Below are 20,944 nucleotides of genomic sequence, written 5' to 3' on the forward strand. Positions count from 1 at the left end.
TAAGGTCTACGGCTATCGCAAGCTACACGATGACCTGCTGGATCATGGCGAGACCTGCTGCCCCAACCGCGTTGCCCGGTTGACCAGGCTGGCGGGTATCAGGGCGCAGGTCGGCTACAAGCGCCGGCCCAGCAGCTATGGCGGCAAACCGTCCCTGGCGGTCGACAATACTCTGGATCGTCAGTTCGACGTCGCAGCTCCCGATCGGGCTTGGGTGACGGACATCACCTACATCCGCACTCTGGAGGGCTTTGCCTATCTGGCTGTCGTGATCGATCTTTATTCCCGCCGCGTGGTGGGCTGGTCGCTGCAGAGCAGGCAGACCACCGATGCGGTGCTGCAAGCGCTGCACATGGCGGTATGGCGGCGCAAGCCGAAGCAGCGGGTGCTGATCCATTCGGATCAGGGCTCGCAGTTCACCAGCATGGACTGGGCGGCCTTCATCCGGGCTCACAATCTTGAGCACTCGATGAGCCGGCGTGGCAACTGCCACGACAACGCGGTGGCCGAGAGTTTCTTTTCCTCGCTCAAGCGTGAGCGCATTAAGCGCCGGACCTGCAAAACACGCGATGAAGCCCGGCAGGACGTGTTCGATTACATCGAGATGTTCTACAATCCGGTCCGCAAGCAGGTCAGGAACGGGATGCTGTCCCCCGCACAGTTCGAACGGCAGCAGATTTTGAAAGCAGAAGGCGTCTAGAAAACTAGGGGCTACTCAATCGGGCGACTGCGCCGCTTCCTGCCGCGCAAAACCAACCTCGACGCCATCGATCAGGCAAGCATTCTCGCTGCCGCCCACCAATATAACCATACGCCCAGGAAATGCCTCGACTTCAAAACGCCCGCCGAGGCATTCTCTCAATGTCAGTCACATGTTGCACTTCAAACGTGAGTCCACACCCCAGCCTTCGCTGGGGCGACGAAATAGGGGAGTGTCCGCTAGCCGCTCATCTTGGTCTTTTGATGGCTGGTGCACTCGTGCAGGCGGCTTGGCTCTAGATGTCTCGACACGCTCGAAACGAACGGCTGTTGCTATTTTTGTCGCCTTCCTATTAACTCCGACAAATGATGAGGATGACATGGAAGGCCAGCCGCCGCGATATGCTCGCGGGTGGTGTGGCGGGGCTTGCGGCTGCTGGCGCAGTGCGGGCGGGGGCAGCTCCGGCGGAAGCGGGAAAAGCGGTGCTGGCGCCGCGTCCGCCGATGGGATGGAATAGCTGGAACAGCTTTGCCACCACCATCACCGAGGCGCAGGCGCGCGAGACCGCCGGGATCATGGCGGAAAAGCTGCTGCCCTTCGGCTATGACATCTTCACCGTGGACATTCAGTGGTATGAGCCCGAGGCGTCGAGCTATACCTATAATGCCAAGCCCAGGCCGGCGATGGACGGCTATGGCCGGATGATCCCGGCGCCCAACCGTTTTCCCTCCAGCGCCGGGGGCAAGGGCTTCACCCAGCTTGCCAAGGACGTGCATGCGCTAGGCATGAAATTCGGCATCCATGTGATGCGCGGCATTCCGCGCGCGGCGGTGGAACAGAATCTGCCGATCTTGGGGACGAAATATCGCGCGGCGGACATTGCCGACAGGAAGAGCATCTGTAGCTGGAACCCGGACATGTATGGCGTCGACATGACGCGGCCGGGCGCGCAGGCCTATTATGACAGCATCTTCCGCCTCTATGCCGACTGGGGCGTCGATTTCGTCAAGATGGACGATATGAGCCGGCCCTATGACGCCCATGCGGCGGAGATCGAGGCGGCGCACAAGGCGATCGTTGCTACCGGGCGGCCGATCATCCTCAGCCTCTCGCCCGGCGAAACGCCGGTGATGCGTGGCGATCATGTGCGGAAATATGCGCAGATGTGGCGCATTTCCGACGATTTCTGGGATGACTGGGCGATGCTGGAGGCGCAGTTCACCCGGCTGGAGAATTGGACGCCCTATCGCGGGCCGGGTTCATGGCCGGATGCGGACATGCTGCCGCTGGGGCGGCTGGCGCTGGGCGAGCGGGATACCCGCTTCACCCCGGACGAGCAGCGGACGCTGATGACCCTGTGGGCGATCGCGCGGTCGCCGCTGATCATGGGCGGCGATCTGCGGCATCTGGACGCGGCGACGCTGGCGTTGCTGACCAACAAGGAGGTGATCGCGGTCAATCAGGCGAGCACCGACAATCAGCCCCATTTCATGGAAGATGGTGCGCGTATCTGGTCTGCGAAGGCCGAAGGGAGTGGGGATCGTTATGTCGCGCTGTTCAATACGGGCGAAAAGACGCGCGGCGTGGAAATCAGCCTGAGCCAGTTGGGGATCACTGGGGCGACCAAGATGCGCGATCTTTGGCAGGGCTCGGTGATGAAACTGGAAGGCGACCGGGTTGCCGCGATCCTGCCGCCGCATGGGGCGGGACTGTATCGGCTGAGTGCGGCCTGACTATCGCCCCTCCCTTTCAAGGGAGGGGATCAAGGGGTGGGTGCCTCCGAAGGAGGCTCGCTACGCTCGCCACCCACCCCCGGCCCCTCCCTTGAAAGGGAGGGGAGGATGTTGCGTTACTTCCGGACCGCCGCGCTCTTGTCGCGGATGGCCTTGAATTCGGAGCCGGTTTTCCATTCGGGCCAGCGGGCCGAGAAGGCGAGGTCGCGGCCGATGTCATACATCAGGTCGACATCCTGCGCGGCGCCATCCAGCTTCCATGTATCGTCGACCGCGTCGCAGGCCTGGTGATAGCATTTGCCGGTATAGGCATCGATCCATGCCTGGCCGGCGGCGCGGCCGCCGTCGACCATGTCGGATGCACCGGCAAGGCCCATCATCAGCAGCACGGGCACGCCGCGCTTGGCCATGGAGAAATGGTCGGCGCGGTAGAAGAGGCCGCGTTCGGGCAGGCTTTCCTGGGTGATGACGCGGCCCTGCTTAGCTGCAAATTTGGTAAGGTCGTCCTCCAGCACATTCTGGCCCTTGCCGATCAGGATCACGTCCTTCGCCTTGCCGGCAGTCTGGAGCACGTCGATGGTGAGGTTCGCGACCGTCTTGTCGAGCGGGTATACCGGGTTCTGGGCGTAAAATTCCGATCCCAGCAGGCCGCGTTCCTCCGCCGTCCAGGCGGCGAAGACGATCGAGCGATCGGGGGCGGGGCCGGCCTTGAAGATGCGGGCGATCTCGAACAGGCCGGCCATGCCGAGCGCGTCGTCATTGGCGCCGGCACGATAGATGCGGCCCTGCGCGTCGGGCGCGCCCTTGCCATAGGCGTCCCAGTGGGCGCCATACATGACCGTCTCGTCCGGGCGCTTGGCACCGGGGATGCGGGCGATGACATTGGCGCTCTTCACCACTTCCTGGGTGACCGGGAAGGCGGCGGAGAAGCTGGCCCCCTTGAGTTCGACCGGCTTGAATTTCGCCGAGCGGGCTTGCTTGCGCAGAGCGGCCAGATCCTGACCGGCGCCGGCGAACAGGGCCTTTGCCGCCTCGCCCTCGACCCAGCCCTGCACCTGCAGGCTGGTCAGCTTGTCGGCGGGGCGGACGAGATCATAATTCTCGCCGCCGGGGCTGACGACCACGTTCCAGCCATAGCCGGCGCCCGGCGTGTCATGGATGATCAGCGCGCCGATCGCGCCGTGCCGGGCGGCTTCCTCGAACTTGTAGGTCCAGCGGCCATAATAGGTCATGGTCTTGCCGCCGAACTTGCCGAACGGGTCTTCGCCCTTCGCGGCTTCAAAGTCCGGGTCGTTGATCAGGAAGACGGCGATCTTGCCCTTGAGGTCCACGCCTTTGAAATCGTCCCAGCCGCGTTCCGGGGCGGAGACGCCATAGCCGACAAAGACCATCGGCGCGTTGGCGACGGCGACCTTGTCCTTGGGCTGGAGGGTCGAGAGATAGACCTGTTTACCGAATGTCCAGGGGGTGGCGGCGCCATTTTGCGCGACCGACAGGCTTTCCGACTGGCCAAGGCGGGTGTGTAGCAGCGGCACGGTCTGTACCCACTGGCCGTCGGGACCACCCGGTTCCAACCCCAACTGCTCGAAGCGGGCGACGAGATAGCCGATCGTGCGCTCTTCCCCCACGGTGCCGGGCGCGCGCCCCTCGAACAGGTCGGACGCCATGGTGCGAACCGACTGTTCCAGCTTGGCCGGATCGGTTTTCGCCGGATCGGTCTGGGCGCTGGCGGGGAAGGACAGGGTGGCAAGGCCAAGGGCCAGGAGGGGGAGGGCGTGTTTCATGCCCGTGCCTTAACCCCCGCACAGGGCGGGGGAAAGGGCCGTTTCAGAACTCGATATCCAGTTCCTCGATATCGTCGGGTTCGGCGCGGGCGGCGTCGATCCATTCGCGCATCAGCGGCCAGCCGTTGATGGTGTCGCAATAGGCCGCCGACCTGGGTGAGAGTGGCACGGCATAGGTGAGGAAGCGCTGCGCCACCGGTGCGAACATGGCGTCGGCCACGGTCGGCTTTTCCCCGAACAGCCAGGGGCCGCCATAGGCGTCCAGGCATTCGGTCCAGATCGTCTCGATCCGCTCGATATCGGGCTTGGCGCCCGAGAAGATCGGGAAGCGGTCATGGCGGACCTTGAGGTTCATCGGCAGGGCAGAGCGCAGATTGGCGAAGCCCGAATGAATTTCGCCCGAGACCGACCGACAATGGGCGCGGATGATGCGTTCGGCGGGATACATGCCGACCTGGGGATAGAGTTCGTGCAGATATTCCGCGATTGCGAGCGTGTCCCAGACGCTCGCCCCTTCATGGGTGAGGCGCGGCACCAGCACCGATGGCGACAAGAGCAACAGTTCGGCGCGATTTTCCGGATCATCGATGGCGATGATCCTTTCCTCCACCTTCAGCCCGGCGAGCCGGCACAAGAGCCAGCCGCGCAGCGACCAGGAGGAATAGTTCTTGCTGGATAGAGTGAGTTCCGCGACGGCCATCCATGCTCTCCCGATACACGGTTCCCGGCCCCCAAACGCAAAATCGCAGGGGCGGTTCCCTGGCAGATATGCCGAATGTTATTTTCCATCATTCATGATGCAGTGCAACATGAAAAGCATGTATAGCGTTTAAGGGAAGAACCGAGTCGTCTCCCCCAGGTTGAACAAGGTTGTTTTGGTAATATGCGAATGCTTTACGACGGTTACCAGGCCATGGAAGACATGCTGGCCCCGGCCCGCTTCGGGGCGCAGATGGCGCTGGCGATGCGCGACCATATGGGTCCGGTCGCCGACTGGCCGATGCCGCGCCGCATGTTCGCGCTGATGGACGTGTTCCAGGGCGCGCGTATGACCCACAAGCGCCCGGCCTATGGCATTGACCGCGTCCAGACCGGCAATGCCGAGGTCGAGGTGCGCGAGGAGATCGTGCTCGACCTGCCGTTCGGCGACCTGCTGCATTTCGTGAAGGACGATGTCGAGACCGCCCAGCCCAAGGTGCTGGTGGTGGCACCGATGTCGGGTCATTTCGCAACCCTGCTGCGCAGCACGGTAGCGACGCTGTTGCAGGACCATGACGTCTATATCACGGACTGGAAGAATGCCCGCGACGTGCCGATGGAAGCCGGGCGCTTCGGTTTCGACGAATATGTCGATTATGTGATCCAGTTCCTGCAGGATATCGGCCCCGGCGCCCATCTGGTGTCAGTGTGCCAGCCCTGTGTGCCGGCACTCGCCGCCGTGGCGCTGATGTCCGAGGATGAGGATGCGGCGACGCCCAGGTCGATGACCCTGATGGGCGGGCCGATCGATCCGCGCGCGGCGCCGACGGTGGTCAACGAACTGGCGAACGAGAAGCCGATCGAATGGTTCGAGGAGAATCTGATCTCCACCGTGCCGTTCCGCTATGCCGGACGCGGGCGCGAGGTCTATCCCGGCTTCCTGCAACTGTCCGCCTTCATGTCGATGAACATGGAACGGCACGGGTCGCAGCATCGCGAACTCTATCAGTTGCTGGCCGACGGCAAGACGATCGAGGCCGACAAGATCAAGACCTTCTACCAGGAATATTTCGCGGTCCTCGACATGACCAAGGAATTCTACCTGGAAACGGTCGACATGGTGTTCCAGCGCATGTTGCTGGCCAAGGGCGAATTGACGGTCCATGGCCGGGCGGTGAACCCCGGCGCGATCCGCAAGACGGCGCTGCTGACGGTCGAGGGCGAAAAGGACGATGTCTGCGCGGTTGGCCAGACGTCGGCCGCCCATGGCCTTTGCACCGGCCTGCGGCCGCATCTGAAGCGCCATCATCTGCAGCCGGGCGTCGGCCATTATGGCGTCTTTTCCGGCAGCAAATGGGAAAAGCAGGTCTATCCCCAGGTGCGCAACATGATCCTGGCGATGAACTGACATCACCGGCAATGGATGTGAAAAAGGGGCCGCTTCCTGTAGAGGAAGCGGCCCCTTTTCGTTGGGTTGATCAGGCAGCTGCGCGATTGAGATAGGGCAGGCGGCTGGCGAGTGCCGGCGGCAGGCCAGTGACGATCGCGGCACGGGCGCGGTGCCAGAAGGCGGAGAGCAGCAGCAGCGTGCCGCCGATCACCAGCGCGGTGAGCGCGGCGGACAGTTCGACCGCGCCGACCTTCTGGAACAGGCTGTAGAGCGCATAGAGGACGTAGGCGAGGCTGGAGACCAGCAGTGCGCGGCGGTCGATCGCCAGCGCCACCAGGCCGAAGGCGAGATAGAGCAGGATCACCAGGAAGGCCTGTCCCGCATCGACCAGCCCATGGGTGATGCCCAGCAATTGGAACAGCGAATGGGCGATCATCGGTGCGGCGGTCAGGTGCAGCCAGAAGGCGACGTCGGAGCGGCGGCTTGTGCGGCCCGGATCGCTCATGTCCCAGCGCATGGCGAGGGTGAAGATGGCAAGGCCGGCGACCAGCAGCAGGATGAAGGGCAGGGTGTGGCTGAACGGGATCAGCCACATGGCTAGGCCGCCAACGATCGCGGCCGCGCCGGCAGCACCGGCGGCGACGGTGATCGGCACCATGAAGCGGCGCCAGTGGAACCAGGCGGCGATCGCGGCGCTGAGGCCGGCGAGCGAGGCGACCAGACCCGCGCCGTCATTCTGCGCGTCCGGGATCATTGGTCCGATCAGCAGTGCGGCGGTGAAGGCGATGCCGCCGACAAAGGCGAGCAGCAGCAGGATCGAAGGCAGCGCCATGCGCAGGCGTCGCGTGAAATATTCGGCCAGGCCCCAAGCGGTGCCGGCGACGAACAGGCCGGACACGAAGGACGGCTGGTGCGGGGTGGTGATGCCGAGGTGAACCTCGTTTCCGAGTCCCGCGACCGCGACCAGCAGGATCACCGAGGCGATGGCGACGAAAATATCGTTGAAGCCGGTCAGCAGGCGAAAATGTTCCTCGTCCACCGAACTGGCGCGCAGGCCGGCGACATGGTCGCGCAGCGCCTGGGCGCTGGCGGGCGTCAGTGCGCCGGCCGCTACGGCATCTTGCAGATCGCTCTCGCTATACATTCTGGGGCACTCCTTGTCGGGCCTGGATCGGGATCATAGCACCACTGTATTGCTTGAGCAATACGGTTGATTTTGGCCTTTTTCCGGGCGCGGAGCGATGATAGCGCGGTTCGGACAGATAAAGGAGAGACCCCGATCATGACCCTGCCGGCTTCGCTTCAAGGCCGTTTGTCCCTGCCGCTGATCGGGTCGCCGATGTTCATCATCTCGCAGCCGGAACTGGTGATTGCCCAATGCCGTGCCGGCATCGTCGGCGCCTTTCCGTCGCTCAATGCACGCCCGTCCGGCACGTTCGAGGCCTGGTTGCAGCAACTGGGGGCGCAACTGACCGATCAGGATGCGCCCTTTGCTGTCAACCTGATCGTCCATCGCACCAATGCGCGGCTGGAAGAGGATCTGGCGCTGTGCGTCAAATATAAGGTGCCGATCGTCATCACCTCGCTGGGCGCGCAGGAGAAGGTGAATGAGGCGATCCACAGCTATGGCGGCATCGTGCTGCACGACGTCATCAACAATGTCTTTGCCAGGAAGGCGATCGAGAAGGGCGCTGATGGCCTGATCGCGGTGGCGGCGGGAGCGGGCGGTCATGCCGGCACGCTGTCGCCCTTTGCTCTGGTCCAGGAAATCCGCGAATGGTTCGACGGGCCGCTGGCGCTGTCTGGCGCGATCGCGACCGGCCGGTCGATCGCGGCGGCGCGGATGATGGGCGCGGACCTTGGCTATATGGGGTCGCCCTTCATCGCCACGACCGAGGCGAACGCGCTCGACGCCTACAAGGACATGATCGTCGACAGCGCATCGGCCGACATCGTCTATTCCGACGTCTTCACCGGCGTGCTGGGCAATTATCTGCGCCCCAGCATCGTCGCGTCGGGGCTGGACCCGGACAAGCTGCCCAAGGCGGCCGACATGGATTTCGCCAGCCTGGCCGGCGACAAGAAGGCGTGGCGCGACGTGTGGGGCGCGGGCCAGGGCATTGGCGCGATCAAGGCGGTGCAGCCGGCGGGCGCCTTCATTGCCCAGCTGAAGGCGGAATATCAGGCGGCGGTTTCAGGCTTCATGGCCTGAGGCCGTACCTCATTCCGCCAGGAAGACGCGCAGTTCCTTGACGAACATCTCGAACTGGTCGTGATGCAGCCAGTGGCCGGCATGGGGAAATTCCACCAGCCGGGCCTGCTGGAAATGGGCGATGCGACCATCCTTGACCGGGTTTGACGCCCAACTGTCGAGGCCGAGGCACAGCAGCGTCGGGCAGGTGATGCGGCGCCAGAAGTCGGGCAGATTTTCGTCTGTGCCGGCCTGGGGGGCGGCGCCGTGCAGATAGGGATCGAACTTCCAGCTATAGCTGCCATCCTCGTTGCGGTTCACGCCGTGGAGGGTGAGGTGCAGCGCCTGTTCGACCGACAGATGGTCGTTGCGTTCGCGCATGCGGGCGACCGCGGCCTCGATCGTGGCATAATGGCGCGGCGAGCGGCGGGCATTGGTGCGACGGGTGTCGATCCAGCCCTTCCATGTCTCTTCGGTACTGCGTTTGGCCTGTTCGGCGATGCGGTCGGGCGACAGGCCCAGTCCCTCGATCGCCACCACGCGCGCGACGCTTTCGGGGTAGAGACCGGTGTAGCGCAGGCTGATCGATCCGCCCAGCGAATGGCCGACGATGGTGACCGGCCGGCGATCGAGCAATTCGACCAGCTGGGCCAGGTCATAGACATAATTGGCCATCATGTAGGAGCCGTCCGACGACCAGCCGCTGTCGCCATGGCCGCGCAGGTCGGGGCAGATGACATGATAGTCTCGGGCGAGCGTGCGGGCCGTCCAGTCCCAGCTGCGTGCATGGTCGAAACCGCCATGGACCAGGATCAGCGGCGGCGCCGATGGATTGCCCCAGTCGAGATAGTGAAGCCGCGTCCGCAGGGATGTGAAGAAATGCGATGTCGGCGTCGGCTGTGTGGCTTTGTTCATGCGATCCTGTGGAGTTGCTGGCGGTCAGGATGCAATTGCCATCGGCCATGCGCATGACGATGGCAAGACATAAGGCCAAGAAAATATGTGAAATTCTGTCACATATTGTCGGGGATGACTTCAGGGGTGGCTATCGGTGCCGATCGGAACCAGTCGGCGGAGAGCGCTGTCGTGGCGGATGCGATGCACCATCATCGCCAGTTCCGCCTGGCGGAAAGGCTTGTCGAGGCGCAGGCGACGGCTGGCATCGGCGGGCAGTTCGGCATAGCCGGTGATGATGAGCACGGGCAGGTCGGGATAGGCCTGCTCGATCGCGTCGGCCAGTTGCGCGCCGGTCATGCCGGGCATGGCATGATCGGTGACGACCAGATCGATGCGACCCTGCTCCAGCATGTGCAGCGCTTCTCGCCCCGATCCGGCCTGGAACACGGTATGGCCCATCGTTTCCAGCATGCCGGCGGTATTGGTCAGCACCAGATCGTCATCATCGACCGCCAGGATGACCAGCGGTTCGGTTTCCAGCTCGTCCGGTTCGCACGGGATAGCCGTCCGCTCGTTGCTGGCGTCGGTCAGGGCGACGGGTAGCCAGATGGATACGCTGGTCCCCTTGCCGGGCTGGCTGGCGATGGTCATCGCGCCACCACATTGCTGGGTGAAGCCGTGGATCATCGACAGGCCAAGGCCGGTTCCCTTGCCCACCCCCTTGGTGGTGAAGAAGGGTTCGCGGGCGCGGGCCAGCGTTGCCTCGTCCATGCCTTCGCCTTCGTCCGTGACGGTCAGGCGGATGAAGCTGCCCGCGGCGAGATCGGGCTGGTCGCCTAGCGCCAGGGTGATCTCGCTGCCCTCGATCAACAGGCGGCCCCCGTCGGGCATGGCGTCACGCGCATTGACCGCCAGGTTGATCAGCGCCAGCTCCAGTTGGGCCGGGTCGGCATGGGCCGGGCGCAGCGACAGCGGGAAGCGCGTCTCGATCGCGACGCTGCTGCCGATCGTGGTCTTGAGCAGATCGGCCATGCCATGGATCAGCCCGATGCAGTCGACCTGTTCCAGCTTGAGTTCCTGCTTGCGGGCAAAGGCGAGCATCCGCTGGGTCAGGGTGGCGCCGCGATCGGCGGCGGTCATGGCATTGTCGAGATAGCGGCTGATGTCCGCGCCGGCCGCAAGACGCTGTCGCGCGAGATCGAGGCTGCCGACGATCACGGCCAGAAGATTGTTGAAATCATGGGCGACACCGCCAGTCAGCTTGCCGATGGCGTCCATTTTCTGGCTCTGGAAGATCGCCTCGCGCGCCTGCTCCAATGCCTGGGCCGCCTGGCGCCGTTCGGTGAGGTCGCGGGTGATCTTGGCAAAGCCCAGCAGTTCGCCGGCCGGATCGCGGATCGGATCGATCACGACGCTGGCCCAGAAACGGGTGCCATCCTTGCGGATGCGCCAGCCCTCCGCCTCGAACCGGCCTTCGCGCTGGGCGGTGTCGAGCGCACGGGAGGGGAGGCCCGCCATGCGGTCTTCCTCCGAATAGAAGCGGGCGAAATTCTGACCCATAATCTCTTCGGCGCTATAGCCCTTGAACCGTTCGGCACCGCTGTTCCAGCTGGTGATCGTGCCGACCGGATCGATCATGTAGATGGCATAGTCAGTGACGCTCTGCACCAGCAGGCGGAAGCGTTCCTCGCTGCGGCGCAGTTCCTCCTGCGCGGCGCGACGTTCGGTCAGGTCGCGGGTAACCTTGGCAAAGCCGAGCAGGTGGCCGGCGGGGTCGCGGATCGGATCGATCACCACATTGGCCCAGAAGCGGGTGCCATCCTTGCGCAGGCGCCAGCCTTCCGCCTCGAACCGCCCTTCGACCTCGGCGGTGCGCAGAACGGCGGCGGGCACATGGGCAGCGCGGTCTTCCTCCGTATAGAAAGCGGAGAAATGCTGGCCGATAATCTCGTCGGCGCTGTACCCCTTGATGCGCTGCGCCCCGCTATTCCAGCTGACGACGAAGCCGGCCGGATCGAGCATGAAGATCGCATAGTCGGTGACGCTCTGGACCAGCAATTCGAACCGGTTGACCGGCTGGCCTGTCTCTGTCGTCCCCATTTCCGCCCCTGACATTTTCGATCCTGTATCTTTGCCTGTGGCAAACGCGGCACGATGCAATCTGTTCCGCCATATGGGACGGGATCGCAACGGCTTGACTTCATGGGGCAGGCCCCGCACGACGCTGCTTCAATCAGAGAGGATCACATGGCAAGCGACGCGACTATCACCGTCATCGGCGAGGCAATGCTGGAACTGAGCCGGGGCAGCGGCGATGGCTGGAATCTGCGCTATGGTGGCGATGTCATCAACACCGCGATCCACCTGGCGCGGGCCGGGGACAAGGTGCGCTTTGCCAGCGCGATCGGCGCCGATCCTATGAGCGAGGATCTGCGCAAGGCTTGGGAAGCGGAAGGCGTCGATACCGGCCTGCTGATCGGCACGCCCGGCCGGACCACCGGCCTCTATGCGATCGAGACGGATGAGACCGGCGAGCGCAGCTTCCATTATTGGCGCGGCGAAGCGGCGGCGCGGGCGATGTTCGACCTGCCCGAAAGCGGCGCCATGGTTGATGCCGCCGGTCAGTCGGACCTGCTCTATTTTTCGCTCATCACCCTGGCCATCCTGCCGGACGCCGGGCGCGAGGCGCTGCTGGCGCTGTGCGAACGGGTGAGGGCGCGGGGCGGCCGGATCGCCTTCGACGGCAATTATCGGCCGCGGCTATGGAGCGACGCCGCGACTGCGCGGGCCTGGCGCGACCGGGCGATCGCACTGTGCGACATCGGGTTGCCGACCCTGGCGGACGAAGTGGAAATGGGCGAGGTGGATGATGCTGCCGACGCCGCGGCCCGCTGGGGCGCGGGTGATGGCCGCGAGATCGTGGTCAAGCTGGGCGCCGAAGGCTGTCTGGTCGGTGGCGTGCTGGTGCCGCCGCCGGCGCGGGTCGATGTCGTGGATTCGAGCGGTGCGGGCGATGCCTTCAACGGCGGCTATCTGCATGCGCGGCTGGCCGGCGCTGCGCCGGCAGAGGCGGCATTGGCCGGGCACCGTCTGGCCGGCTGGAATATCGGTCGGCGCGGTGCGATCCCGGCGCGCGATGCCGATGCGCCCTATGGCCAGAAGGTGCCGGCCTGAGCCGGGAGCGATCGCACGGGACGTGGCCTGTGGTCACGCCCTGTGCTAGCGCGCTGACATGACGATCGGGGATGCCGCATCGGCGGGCGGGCGCGACGAAGGATCGGGCCGCCGCCGCCAGATATTGGAAATCGCCGCGCAGCTTTTTGCGCGCAAGGGCTATCGCGGCACGTCGATGCGCGACATTGGCGAGCAGGCCGGGGTGCTGGGCGGATCGCTCTACCACCATATCAAGTCGAAGGACGCGCTGTTCGTCGAACTGCATAATGGCGCGCTGGATGCGGCCGAGGCGCGGATCGCGGCGGCGGTGGCGACGCAGGCCGATCCCTGGGCACGGCTGGAGGCGGCCTGCGCCAGCCTGCTGGATATCCAATTGGCGGCGGATTCGCTGACCATGCCGATGATGAATGATTTTCGCGCCGTGCCGGATGGCGTGCGCGACCAGCTTGTCGCGCGCCGCGACCGGTTCGAGCAATTGTTTCGGGACCTGGTGGCGGCGCTGCCGCTGCCGGCCGACATCGACCGTTCGCTCTATCGCACGTTGCTGCTCAGCCAGCTCAATTCGGCGGCCGACTGGTATCGCGATGGCCGGCTGACGCGGGCGCAGATCGCCGCGCAGATCGTCGCCATTTTTCGCCACGATCGGTTATAGTCAGGGCACCAGCGGCGCGCGTCCCAGCGACAAGGATGCCGTGTGCGTTTGACTGTAACAGATGTTTGGTATAGCTGGTCCGCAGCAAGTTTGGAGAGGTTCGATGTACAGCTATGTTCCGCCGATCGACGATTATCGCTTCCTGCTGAGCGAGGTGCTGGGCTTCGACCAGGCGATGGCGGAGCTGAACAAGGATGTCGACGCCGACCTGGCCGTGACCGTGCTGGACGAGGCTGGGCGCATGTGCGCCGAGCGCCTGGCGCCGCTCAACCGCGAAGGCGACGAGCATGGCAGCCAGTTGATCGATGGCGCGGTGCGGACGCCGCCTGGCTTTGCCCAGGCCTATCGCGACTTTGCTGATGCCGGCTGGGCGGCGCTGTCGGCCGATCCAGACCATGGCGGGCAGGGGCTGCCCTTCATCCTGCAGCTGTGGCTGGACGAGATGCTGTCGGCCGCGAACCTGTCCTTTGGCCTGTTCCCCGGCCTGACTCGTGGCGCGTGCGAGGCGATCGCCGCCCATGCCAGCGAGGAACTGAAGGCGACCTATTTGTCGCGCATGGTGAGCGGCGAATGGACCGGCGCGATGGCGCTGACCGAAAGCAGCGCCGGCACCGACCTTGCCCTGCTGAAGACCAAGGCCGAGCCGCAGGGCGATGGCCGCTATGCGGTGACCGGCACGAAGATATTCATCTCGTCGGGCGACCATGATTTTGGCGGTAATATCGTCCATCTGGTGCTCGCGCGCCTGCCCGACGCACCGGCCGGGGTGAAGGGGATCAGCCTGTTCCTGGTGCCCAAATTCCTGCCCGGCGCGGACGGTGCCTTCGACCAGCGCAACGGCATGTCGGTCGGCGCGCTGGAAAAGAAGATGGGCATTCATGCCCAGCCGACCTGCGTCATGAATTATGACGGCGCGACCGGCTGGCTGGTGGGCGAAGCGCATCGCGGCCTGGCCGCCATGTTCACGATGATGAATGCCGAGCGGCTGATGGTCGGCATCCAGGGACTGGGCATCGCTGGCGCTGCCTATCAGCAGGCGGCGGGCTATGCCAAGGAACGGCTGCAGGGCCGCAGCGCGGACAATGCGCGCGCGCCGGTGGCCATCATCGAACATGCCGATGTTCGCCGGATGCTGCTCAATATCCGCAGTTTCGTGGAGGCCGGGCGCGCGCTGGCGGGCTGGACGGCGCTGCAGCATGACCGCTCGCAGCACCATGGCGATGCCGGCGAACGGGCCAGGTCCGACGCGCTGGTGGCGCTGCTGACGCCGGTGGTGAAGGCGTCCTTCACCGATTTCGGCTTCGAAAGCGCGGTGCAGGCGCAGCAGGTCTTTGGCGGCCATGGTTACATCCGCGAATGGGGCATGGAACAATATGTGCGCGATGCGCGCATCGCCCAGATCTATGAAGGCACCAATGGCGTGCAGGCGGCGGACCTTGTCGGGCGCAAGCTGCCTATGGCGGGCGGCGCGGTGGTCGAAGGCTATTTTGCCCTGATCGCGGCCGATGTGGAAGCGGCCGGTGGGAGCGTGATCGCACGAAGCACCTGCACGGCGCTTGAGGCGCTGCGCACGGCGACGGCGGCCCTGCAGGGCGCGGACACGGATGCAGCCGGCGCGGCGGCAGTCGATTATCTGCGCCTGTTCGCGCTGGTGTCGATGGGCTGGATGTGGACCCGCATGGCGCAGGCGGCCGCGCAGGGCAACAGCCCGCTGCATCAGGCGAAGCTGAAGCTGGCCGACTATTTCGCGCTGCGCGTTTTGCCGCAGGCGCAGGGCCTCGCCGCCACGATCGCCGCCGGTGAAGCGTCGATCATGGCGTTGGAGATCGACGCCTTCTAATCGCGCACCATCAACACGTCGCAGGGCGCGCCTTCGAGCAATTCGGAGGCGCGGCTGCCGATCAGCGCATGGACGAAGCCGCTGCGACCATGGGCGCCCAGCACCAGCAGGTCGATATCGCGTTGTGCGATCAGGGTCGGCAGCACCTCGCCGGCGCGACCCTCGATCAGTTCGACCTGGAAGGGGCGGGCTTGGCCGGCCAGTTCCGGACGAGCGGCAAATTCGGCGCTTTCCCGTTCCGCTTCCGACCGGGCGAAGGCCAAGGTCTGGTCGGGATCGAGGCGGGAGGGGAAGCCGCCATCATAGACATGGACCAGATCGAGCCGCGCCTTGGGAAACAGCATCGCGGTCATCTGCACGGCATGGAGCGAACAGTCGGAAAAGTCGGTCGCGATCAGGATGCGCCGATAGGGGTGGCGCGGCCGTTCCTTGACCACCAGCACCGGCACGGGCGAACGCCGGACCAGATAGTCGACCGCCGTGCCCAGGATGAAGTCGCTGACATGATTGTGACGGGCCGGGCCGACGACGATCACCGCGCTGCCCCGCTCCTTGCCCAGTTCCGCGATGGTTTCGGGCGCACGGCCCTGGATCAGCACCGGTTCGATCGGCGCGGCGATGCCCTCGGTCAGCTTCGCGATGACCCGTTTGGCACGATCGGAGGCGCGAGCGACATGGGCGGCATCGCCCTTGTCCAACGCATGGGCGACGAGCAGCGTGCCGCCCAGGTCGGTCGCCAGTTCGACGGCCCGGTCAAAGGCCCGGTCGCTGCGGGCGGTCAGATCGGTGGCGATGAGGATGGTTGGCGGCACGAACATCTCCCTGTCTGGTCAGGTGGTAGCTAAGCGCCCGTTTGAGAAAGCCGGTTCCAGCCCTCACCCCCGCCCAACCACCCGATCCAGTGTCATCCTGTCGGGTGGTTGGGCGGGGGGGCGGGCTGGAACCGTACCGAAAAATCGCCCTTTCGCGATTTTTCAAACAGGCTCTAAGCGCTTGCAAGACAAAGCCTATCATCCTCACGCCGCGCTTGCCACTCCGGGTAGACCCTGGCCCGGCAGGGGGGCGATTGCAGACACCGGCACCTGTCGGTCGGTCAGCGTGAGTGGCGCGGGGCGGTGCGAAATCAGGATAAGGCCAGTGCCGGTCCGGTCGAGCCAGATGCGCAGCCGGCTGATCAGAAGCGCCTCGGTCGCGGCGTCCAGCCCCTCGGTCGGCTCGTCCAGCAACAGCCAGGGACGACCGGTCAGCAGCGCGCGTGCCAGCGACAGCCGCTTGCGTTCGCCGCCTGACAAGGTGCCGCCGGCTTCACCCAGCCGATAGTCGATCCCGCCGGGCAGGCTGGCGATGCGCTGGTCGAGACAGGCGACATGCAGCGCATCGACCATATCGGCCGCATCAATGCCGGGTCGGGCGAGGCGCAGATTGTCGGCGATGCTGCCGGCCAGCATCGGCGCGTCCTGGGGCGAGAGGGCGAACTGGTCGCGCAGCGCCGCCCCGGAGCAGGCTGCCAGCGGATGGCCGCCAAGCGCGACATCGGCCGTAACCGGACGCAGCCCGGCCAGACCCTCCGCAAGCAGGCTCTTGCCCGAACCGGAGCGGCCAGTGACGGCGAAGCGCGCACCGGGGCGCAATTCGATGTCGCCCAATCGAATGGCTTGGGGCGTCGCGGCGGATGGCGCAGGCGCATCGTCCAGCGGCAGTGCATCGAGCGCGGCCAGCCGGGCGAGGCCGGCATCGACGCTGGCCTGGCGGAAGGCGGTGCGCGACAGCCCGGCCATCGCCTCCACCGCGCCGGCGCTGGCCAGCAAGGCGAGCGCGACCTGCGGCGCGGGGGCATCGGCGCCGAGCAACACCAGCATGACCGCCAGCGCGCTATAGGCCGCGAGCAGGGCGGCCTGCACGCCTTCGCCGATGAACAGGCGGGCGCGGGCCCGGTCGAGCCGGCGCGTGAGCGGTGCCAGTTCGGCCATCACGCGATCCCCCAGTCCATAGGCCGCGATTTCCGCGCGGGCGCTCGCCAGTTCGACATAGCGCGCGCGCATTGCGCCGAGCGCATCAGCGGCCTGCTGCGCGGGGCCTTCGGTCAGGCGGCGGGCAAGGATGCGCAGCAAGAGCGGCAGGGCGGCGAGCATGACCGCCAGCAGCAGGGCCGACAGCCAGCCGCCGCTCGCCGCCAGCATCACGCCCGCCATCGCCGCCATCAATCCGGCGGTCCGGCTCGGCCGGCGCACGACCATATCCTCCAGCGCGTCAATGTCGCCGGTCAGCCGCGCGGCGGCGTCGCCGCTGGACAAGGGCAGGGCGGTGCGGCTGTCCTGCGCGGCGAGACGCGCGAACAGGCTGGCGCGCAGGCCGCCCATGGCTTCGAGCGCGGCGCGATGCGACCAGAGCCGTTCGCCATAGCGCGAGACGGTGCGCAATATGGCGAGCAGCCGGATCGCGGCGCTGGGCACCAGATAGTTGAACGCCTGCACGGCGAGGGTGCCGGCCGCGCCGGCCATGGCGGCGGCGGTCAGGAACCAGCCGGCCAGCGCCAGCAACGCGATGCCGGCCAGCGCCGCAATGACGGCGCACAGCGTCGCGCGGCGCAGCAGCGTGGCGGAGCCTGCCGCCTTGTCGAGCGCGATCCGGATCGGGTTCACAGCATCACCTCCATCCGCGCGGCGGCGGTCAGGCGATGATCGTGGGTGGCGACCAGGATCGCGCGCTCGGCCGACAAGGCGACCAGCAGGGCGATGATGTCGGCGGCGCTCTCCGCATCCAGATCGGCGGTGGGTTCGTCGCAGAGCAGAACGGGCCGTTCGGACAGGATGGCGCGGGCAAGGCCGATGCGCCGCCGTTCGCCGCCCGACAGGCCCGCCCCCTGATGATCGATGGCAAGGTCCAGCCCTTCGGGCCGCGCAGCCAGCATCGGCGTTAGACCGACACGCGCGGCAACCTGCGCGATCTCCGCTCGGTCGGCATCGGGGCGGGCGAGGGCGATATTGTCGGCCAGGCTGCCGGGCAGCAGCAGCGGCCGCTGGGCCGCCCAGGCGATGCGCGCGGGATCGACCGGAGTCAGTTCGCCCGAGGCCGGATCAATCTGTCCGGCGATCGCGGCGAGCATGCTGGTCTTGCCGCTGCCGGTCGGGCCGGTGAGGGCGATCAGGTCATGCGGCTTGAGCGTCAGGCTGACCGGGCCGATCCCCGAACCGATGCCGATCCGCAAATCCTTGAGATGAAGGCCATCGAACGGCGCGCTGGCCGGATGCGGCGCGGGCTCCGCTTCCGGCAGGGCGGCAGCGATTGCCTTGTCCGCCGCTTCGCCCATCTGCTTGTCATGATAGGCCGCGGCCAGCCGGCGCATCGGCAGATAGAATTCCGGCGCCAGCGCCAGCGTGAACAGCGCGGCGCGCAGGTCCAGTGTTTCGGGGGCGGGGAAGGGCAGCAGCCCCAGCAGCGCAAAACCGCAATAGACCGCGACCAGCGCCACCGAGAGCGCCGCGAAAAATTCCAGCACGGCGCCCGACAGGAAGGCGACGCGCAGCACCGCGCCGGTGCGGGTCGCCACTTCCTGCGCGGCGCCCGCCACCTGTCGGCTGATCCGCGCCTGCGCGCCATGATGACGGATCAGCGGCAGCGCGCGCAGCCGGTCGACGAACAGGCCCGACAATTCGGCCAAGGCCGCCAGTTGCCGCTCCGCCGCCGCCCGCGCCGCCGTGCCGGCCAACACCATGCCGAAGGCGAAGGGGAGCAAGGTTGCCAGCATGATCGCGGCGCAAACCCAGCTTGCGGTCGCGACGATCGCCGCCACCAGCAGCGGCCCCAGCACCGCCGCCTTGCGGATCGACAGGAAGCGGGCGCCATGCGCCTCGATCGCGGCGAGATGGTCGATCGCCAGCGTGGCATTCTCGCCCGCCAGCAGCGGCCGGGCCAGCCGTCCGCCCAGCAGCCGGGGCAGCAGCGTCGATCGCCGCGCGGCGACGATGCGCTGGGCGGACCGGATCGCCTGGACATGGGCCAGCATCAGCCCGGCCGCACGCACCAGCCCGCCCGCCAATAGCAACAGCGGCGGCAGCCAGCCGATCGCGACGCCATCGGCCAGCGCACTGACACCCTGCGCCAGTCCCGCCGCGAAAAGAGCGGCGCCGATGATGTCGATGACCCAACCCATGCCTGCGGTTTTCCCTAGCTAGACCTTGCGTCCCGTTCATTTAGGTTTGGCGGCAGAATATAATTTGATCTGTCTCAATGATGTAGCGCCGTCACGTCCATATTTCGCCAGCCAACTTGGTTCAGGGAAGAAAGGGGGTCGCGATGATAAGCATGGCCGTCGTTGAATTATCCAGGCTGCAATTCGCTCTCACAGCTTTATACCATTTCCTGTTCGTGCCCCTGACGCTGGGCCTTTCCTTCATGCTCGTCATCATGGAAAGCGTCTATGTCATGACGGACCGCCCGATCTGGCGGGATATCACCCGCTTCTGGGGCAAGCTGTTCGGGATCAACTTCGTCCTTGGCGTGGCCACCGGCCTCACCATGGAGTTCGAATTCGGCACCAACTGGGCCTATTATTCGCACTATGTCGGCGACATTTTCGGCGCGCCGCTGGCGATCGAGGGCCTGATGGCCTTCTTCCTGGAGGCGACCTTCGTCGGCCTCATGTTCTTCGGCTGGGATCGCCTGTCGAAGCGCGGCCATCTGCTCACCACCTTCATGGTGGCGCTGGGGTCGAACCTGTCGGCGCTGTGGATATTGGTCGCCAATGGCTGGATGCAGCATCCCACCGGCGCGACCTTCAACCCGCAGACGATGCGGATGGAAGTGACCGACTTCATGGCGGTGATCTTCAATCCGGTCGCCCAGGCGAAGTTCGTCCACACCGTCAGCGCCGGCTATGTCTGCGCCAGCGTCTTCGTGCTGGGCGTGTCGGCCTTTTATCTGCTCAAGGGCAAGCATATCGCCATTGCCAAGCGCTCCTTCACCGTCGCCGCCGCCTTCGGCCTTGCCGCGTCGCTGTCGGTCGTCGTGCTGGGTGACGAGAGCGGTTATGCGCTGACCGAGAACCAGAAGATGAAGCTCGCCGCGATCGAGGGCATGTGGCAGACCGAGCCTGCACCGGCCGGCCTGACCCTGTTCGGCCTGCCGTCCAACAGCGGGCGGGAGACCACGCATGAGATCAAGGTGCCTTATGTGCTGGGCCTCATCTCCACCCGCAGCCTGACCGGCGAAGTCACCGGCATCAACCAGCTGGTCGACACCGCCAAGGTGCGGATTGCCGCCGGCATCATCGCCTATGATGCGGTCGAGACACTGAAGGTCGATCGCAACGACCTGGTCGCGCGGGAAGCGTTCGAGCGCAACAAGGCGGATCTGGGCTATGCCCTGCTCTTGAAGCGCTTCATCGCCGATCCGCGCCAAGCCGATGCCGCGACGATCGAGAAGGCGGCCTGGAGTACCGTGCCCAATGTGCCGGCGATCTTCTGGATGTTCCGCATCATGGCGGGGCTGGGCTTTGCCTTCATCGCCTTCTTCGCGACCGGCTTTGCCTTCTCGTCGATGCGGCGGTTCGATGCGCGCTGGTTCCTGAAACTGGCCCTGTTCATGATGCCGATGCCCTGGATCGCGATCGAGGTCGGCTGGGCGGTGGCGGAAATCGGGCGCCAGCCCTGGGCGGTGGACGGCGTGCTGCCGACCTTCCTCGCCGCCTCCAGCCTGACGGTGCCGCAATTGTGGACCACCATCATCGGCTTCACCCTGCTCTACGGTATCCTGGCGGTGATCGAGGTGAAGCTGATGCTCGCCACCATCGCCAAGGGGCCGGAACGCTATGTCCCCTGGCGGCCTGACAGCCCAGCCGAGCCGGCGCCCGATTTCCGCGCCGTGCCCGCCGAATGACGCCTGC

Annotated in this window: 16 protein-coding genes and 1 pseudogene; 9 read left to right on the forward strand and 8 right to left on the reverse strand. The window is 65.7% G+C overall.

Features of this window, described 5'->3' with window-relative positions:
* From JQK15_RS17340 to JQK15_RS17345, 3 genes and pseudogenes are all read left to right on the forward strand, one after another.
* Nucleotides 1-700 (forward strand): IS3 family transposase (locus JQK15_RS17340; protein ID WP_214866621.1); only part of this gene is annotated, 700 nt, incomplete at its 5' end.
* A gap of 15 nt (nt 701-715) precedes the next feature.
* A pseudogene (locus JQK15_RS27685) lies at nt 716-892 on the forward strand (IS30 family transposase); the annotation flags it as partial.
* A gap of 182 nt (nt 893-1,074) precedes the next feature.
* Nucleotides 1,075-2,433, forward strand: coding sequence for a glycoside hydrolase family 27 protein (locus JQK15_RS17345; protein ID WP_214866622.1), 1,359 nt, complete (start codon nt 1,075-1,077; stop codon nt 2,431-2,433).
* 116 nt (nt 2,434-2,549) lie between these two features.
* Here JQK15_RS17345 and JQK15_RS17350 read toward each other — a convergent pair whose 3' ends face one another.
* Nucleotides 2,550-4,217, reverse strand: a complete 1,668-nt coding sequence (locus tag JQK15_RS17350; RefSeq protein ID WP_214866623.1) for a M28 family metallopeptidase — start codon at nt 4,215-4,217, stop codon at nt 2,550-2,552.
* Nucleotides 4,218-4,260: 43 nt separating this feature from the next.
* Nucleotides 4,261-4,917, reverse strand: coding sequence for a glutathione S-transferase (locus tag JQK15_RS17355; protein ID WP_004207782.1), 657 nt, complete (start codon nt 4,915-4,917; stop codon nt 4,261-4,263).
* Between the two features lie 183 nt (nt 4,918-5,100).
* Here JQK15_RS17355 and JQK15_RS17360 point away from each other — a divergent pair, with 183 nt between their 5' ends.
* Complete coding sequence (locus tag JQK15_RS17360; protein ID WP_037512352.1) at nt 5,101-6,324, forward strand: polyhydroxyalkanoate depolymerase; 1,224 nt, start codon at nt 5,101-5,103, stop codon at nt 6,322-6,324.
* A gap of 70 nt (nt 6,325-6,394) precedes the next feature.
* Here JQK15_RS17360 and JQK15_RS17365 read toward each other — a convergent pair whose 3' ends face one another.
* Complete coding sequence (locus JQK15_RS17365; RefSeq protein WP_214866624.1) at nt 6,395-7,450, reverse strand: hypothetical protein; 1,056 nt, start codon at nt 7,448-7,450, stop codon at nt 6,395-6,397.
* 138 nt (nt 7,451-7,588) lie between these two features.
* Here JQK15_RS17365 and JQK15_RS17370 point away from each other — a divergent pair, with 138 nt between their 5' ends.
* Nucleotides 7,589-8,518: an NAD(P)H-dependent flavin oxidoreductase gene (locus tag JQK15_RS17370; RefSeq protein ID WP_214866625.1), complete on the forward strand. Its 930-nt coding sequence runs from the start codon at nt 7,589-7,591 to the stop codon at nt 8,516-8,518.
* Between the two features lie 9 nt (nt 8,519-8,527).
* Here the strand turns inward: JQK15_RS17370 and JQK15_RS17375 are convergent, their stop codons facing one another.
* Together JQK15_RS17375 and JQK15_RS17380 are read right to left on the reverse strand one after the other, a co-directional pair.
* Nucleotides 8,528-9,412, reverse strand: coding sequence for an alpha/beta fold hydrolase (locus JQK15_RS17375; protein WP_063976691.1), 885 nt, complete (start codon nt 9,410-9,412; stop codon nt 8,528-8,530).
* A gap of 120 nt (nt 9,413-9,532) precedes the next feature.
* Nucleotides 9,533-11,494: a hybrid sensor histidine kinase/response regulator gene (locus tag JQK15_RS17380; protein WP_037512340.1), complete on the reverse strand. Its 1,962-nt coding sequence runs from the start codon at nt 11,492-11,494 to the stop codon at nt 9,533-9,535.
* A gap of 147 nt (nt 11,495-11,641) precedes the next feature.
* Here JQK15_RS17380 and JQK15_RS17385 point away from each other — a divergent pair, with 147 nt between their 5' ends.
* From JQK15_RS17385 to JQK15_RS17395, 3 genes are all read left to right on the forward strand, one after another.
* Entirely contained in the window at nt 11,642-12,568 is a 927-nt protein-coding gene (locus tag JQK15_RS17385; RefSeq protein ID WP_214866626.1) for a sugar kinase, read from the forward strand.
* A gap of 58 nt (nt 12,569-12,626) precedes the next feature.
* On the forward strand, nt 12,627-13,220 hold the full coding sequence (locus JQK15_RS17390; RefSeq protein ID WP_136186832.1) for a TetR/AcrR family transcriptional regulator: 594 nt from the start codon (nt 12,627-12,629) through the stop codon (nt 13,218-13,220).
* A 103-nt stretch (nt 13,221-13,323) separates the two neighbouring features.
* Entirely contained in the window at nt 13,324-15,060 is a 1,737-nt protein-coding gene (locus JQK15_RS17395) for an acyl-CoA dehydrogenase family protein (RefSeq protein ID WP_214866627.1), read from the forward strand.
* Here JQK15_RS17395 and JQK15_RS17400 read toward each other — a convergent pair.
* From JQK15_RS17400 to JQK15_RS17410, 3 genes are all read right to left on the reverse strand, one after another.
* Complete coding sequence (locus JQK15_RS17400; RefSeq protein ID WP_010338002.1) at nt 15,057-15,878, reverse strand: universal stress protein; 822 nt, start codon at nt 15,876-15,878, stop codon at nt 15,057-15,059. The genes JQK15_RS17395 and JQK15_RS17400 overlap by 4 nt on opposite strands.
* A 198-nt stretch (nt 15,879-16,076) precedes the next feature.
* On the reverse strand, nt 16,077-17,702 hold the full coding sequence (locus tag JQK15_RS17405) for an ATP-binding cassette domain-containing protein (RefSeq protein WP_214866628.1): 1,626 nt from the start codon (nt 17,700-17,702) through the stop codon (nt 16,077-16,079).
* Nucleotides 17,699-19,213, reverse strand: a complete 1,515-nt coding sequence (locus tag JQK15_RS17410) for an ATP-binding cassette domain-containing protein (protein ID WP_214866629.1) — start codon at nt 19,211-19,213, stop codon at nt 17,699-17,701. Before JQK15_RS17410 ends, JQK15_RS17405 begins: the two co-directional genes overlap by 4 nt.
* Nucleotides 19,214-19,356: 143 nt before the next feature.
* On the opposite strand from JQK15_RS17410, the gene JQK15_RS17415 reads away from it, so the two are divergent.
* Nucleotides 19,357-20,937 (forward strand): cytochrome ubiquinol oxidase subunit I, encoded by a 1,581-nt coding sequence (locus JQK15_RS17415; protein WP_251007836.1) that lies wholly within the window; start codon nt 19,357-19,359, stop codon nt 20,935-20,937.
* Nucleotides 20,938-20,944: the final 7 nt, after the last annotated feature.

The sequence above is a fragment of the Sphingobium sp. BHU LFT2 genome, from assembly GCF_018604485.1.
In the GTDB taxonomy this organism is placed as follows: domain Bacteria; phylum Pseudomonadota; class Alphaproteobacteria; order Sphingomonadales; family Sphingomonadaceae; genus Sphingobium; species Sphingobium yanoikuyae_A.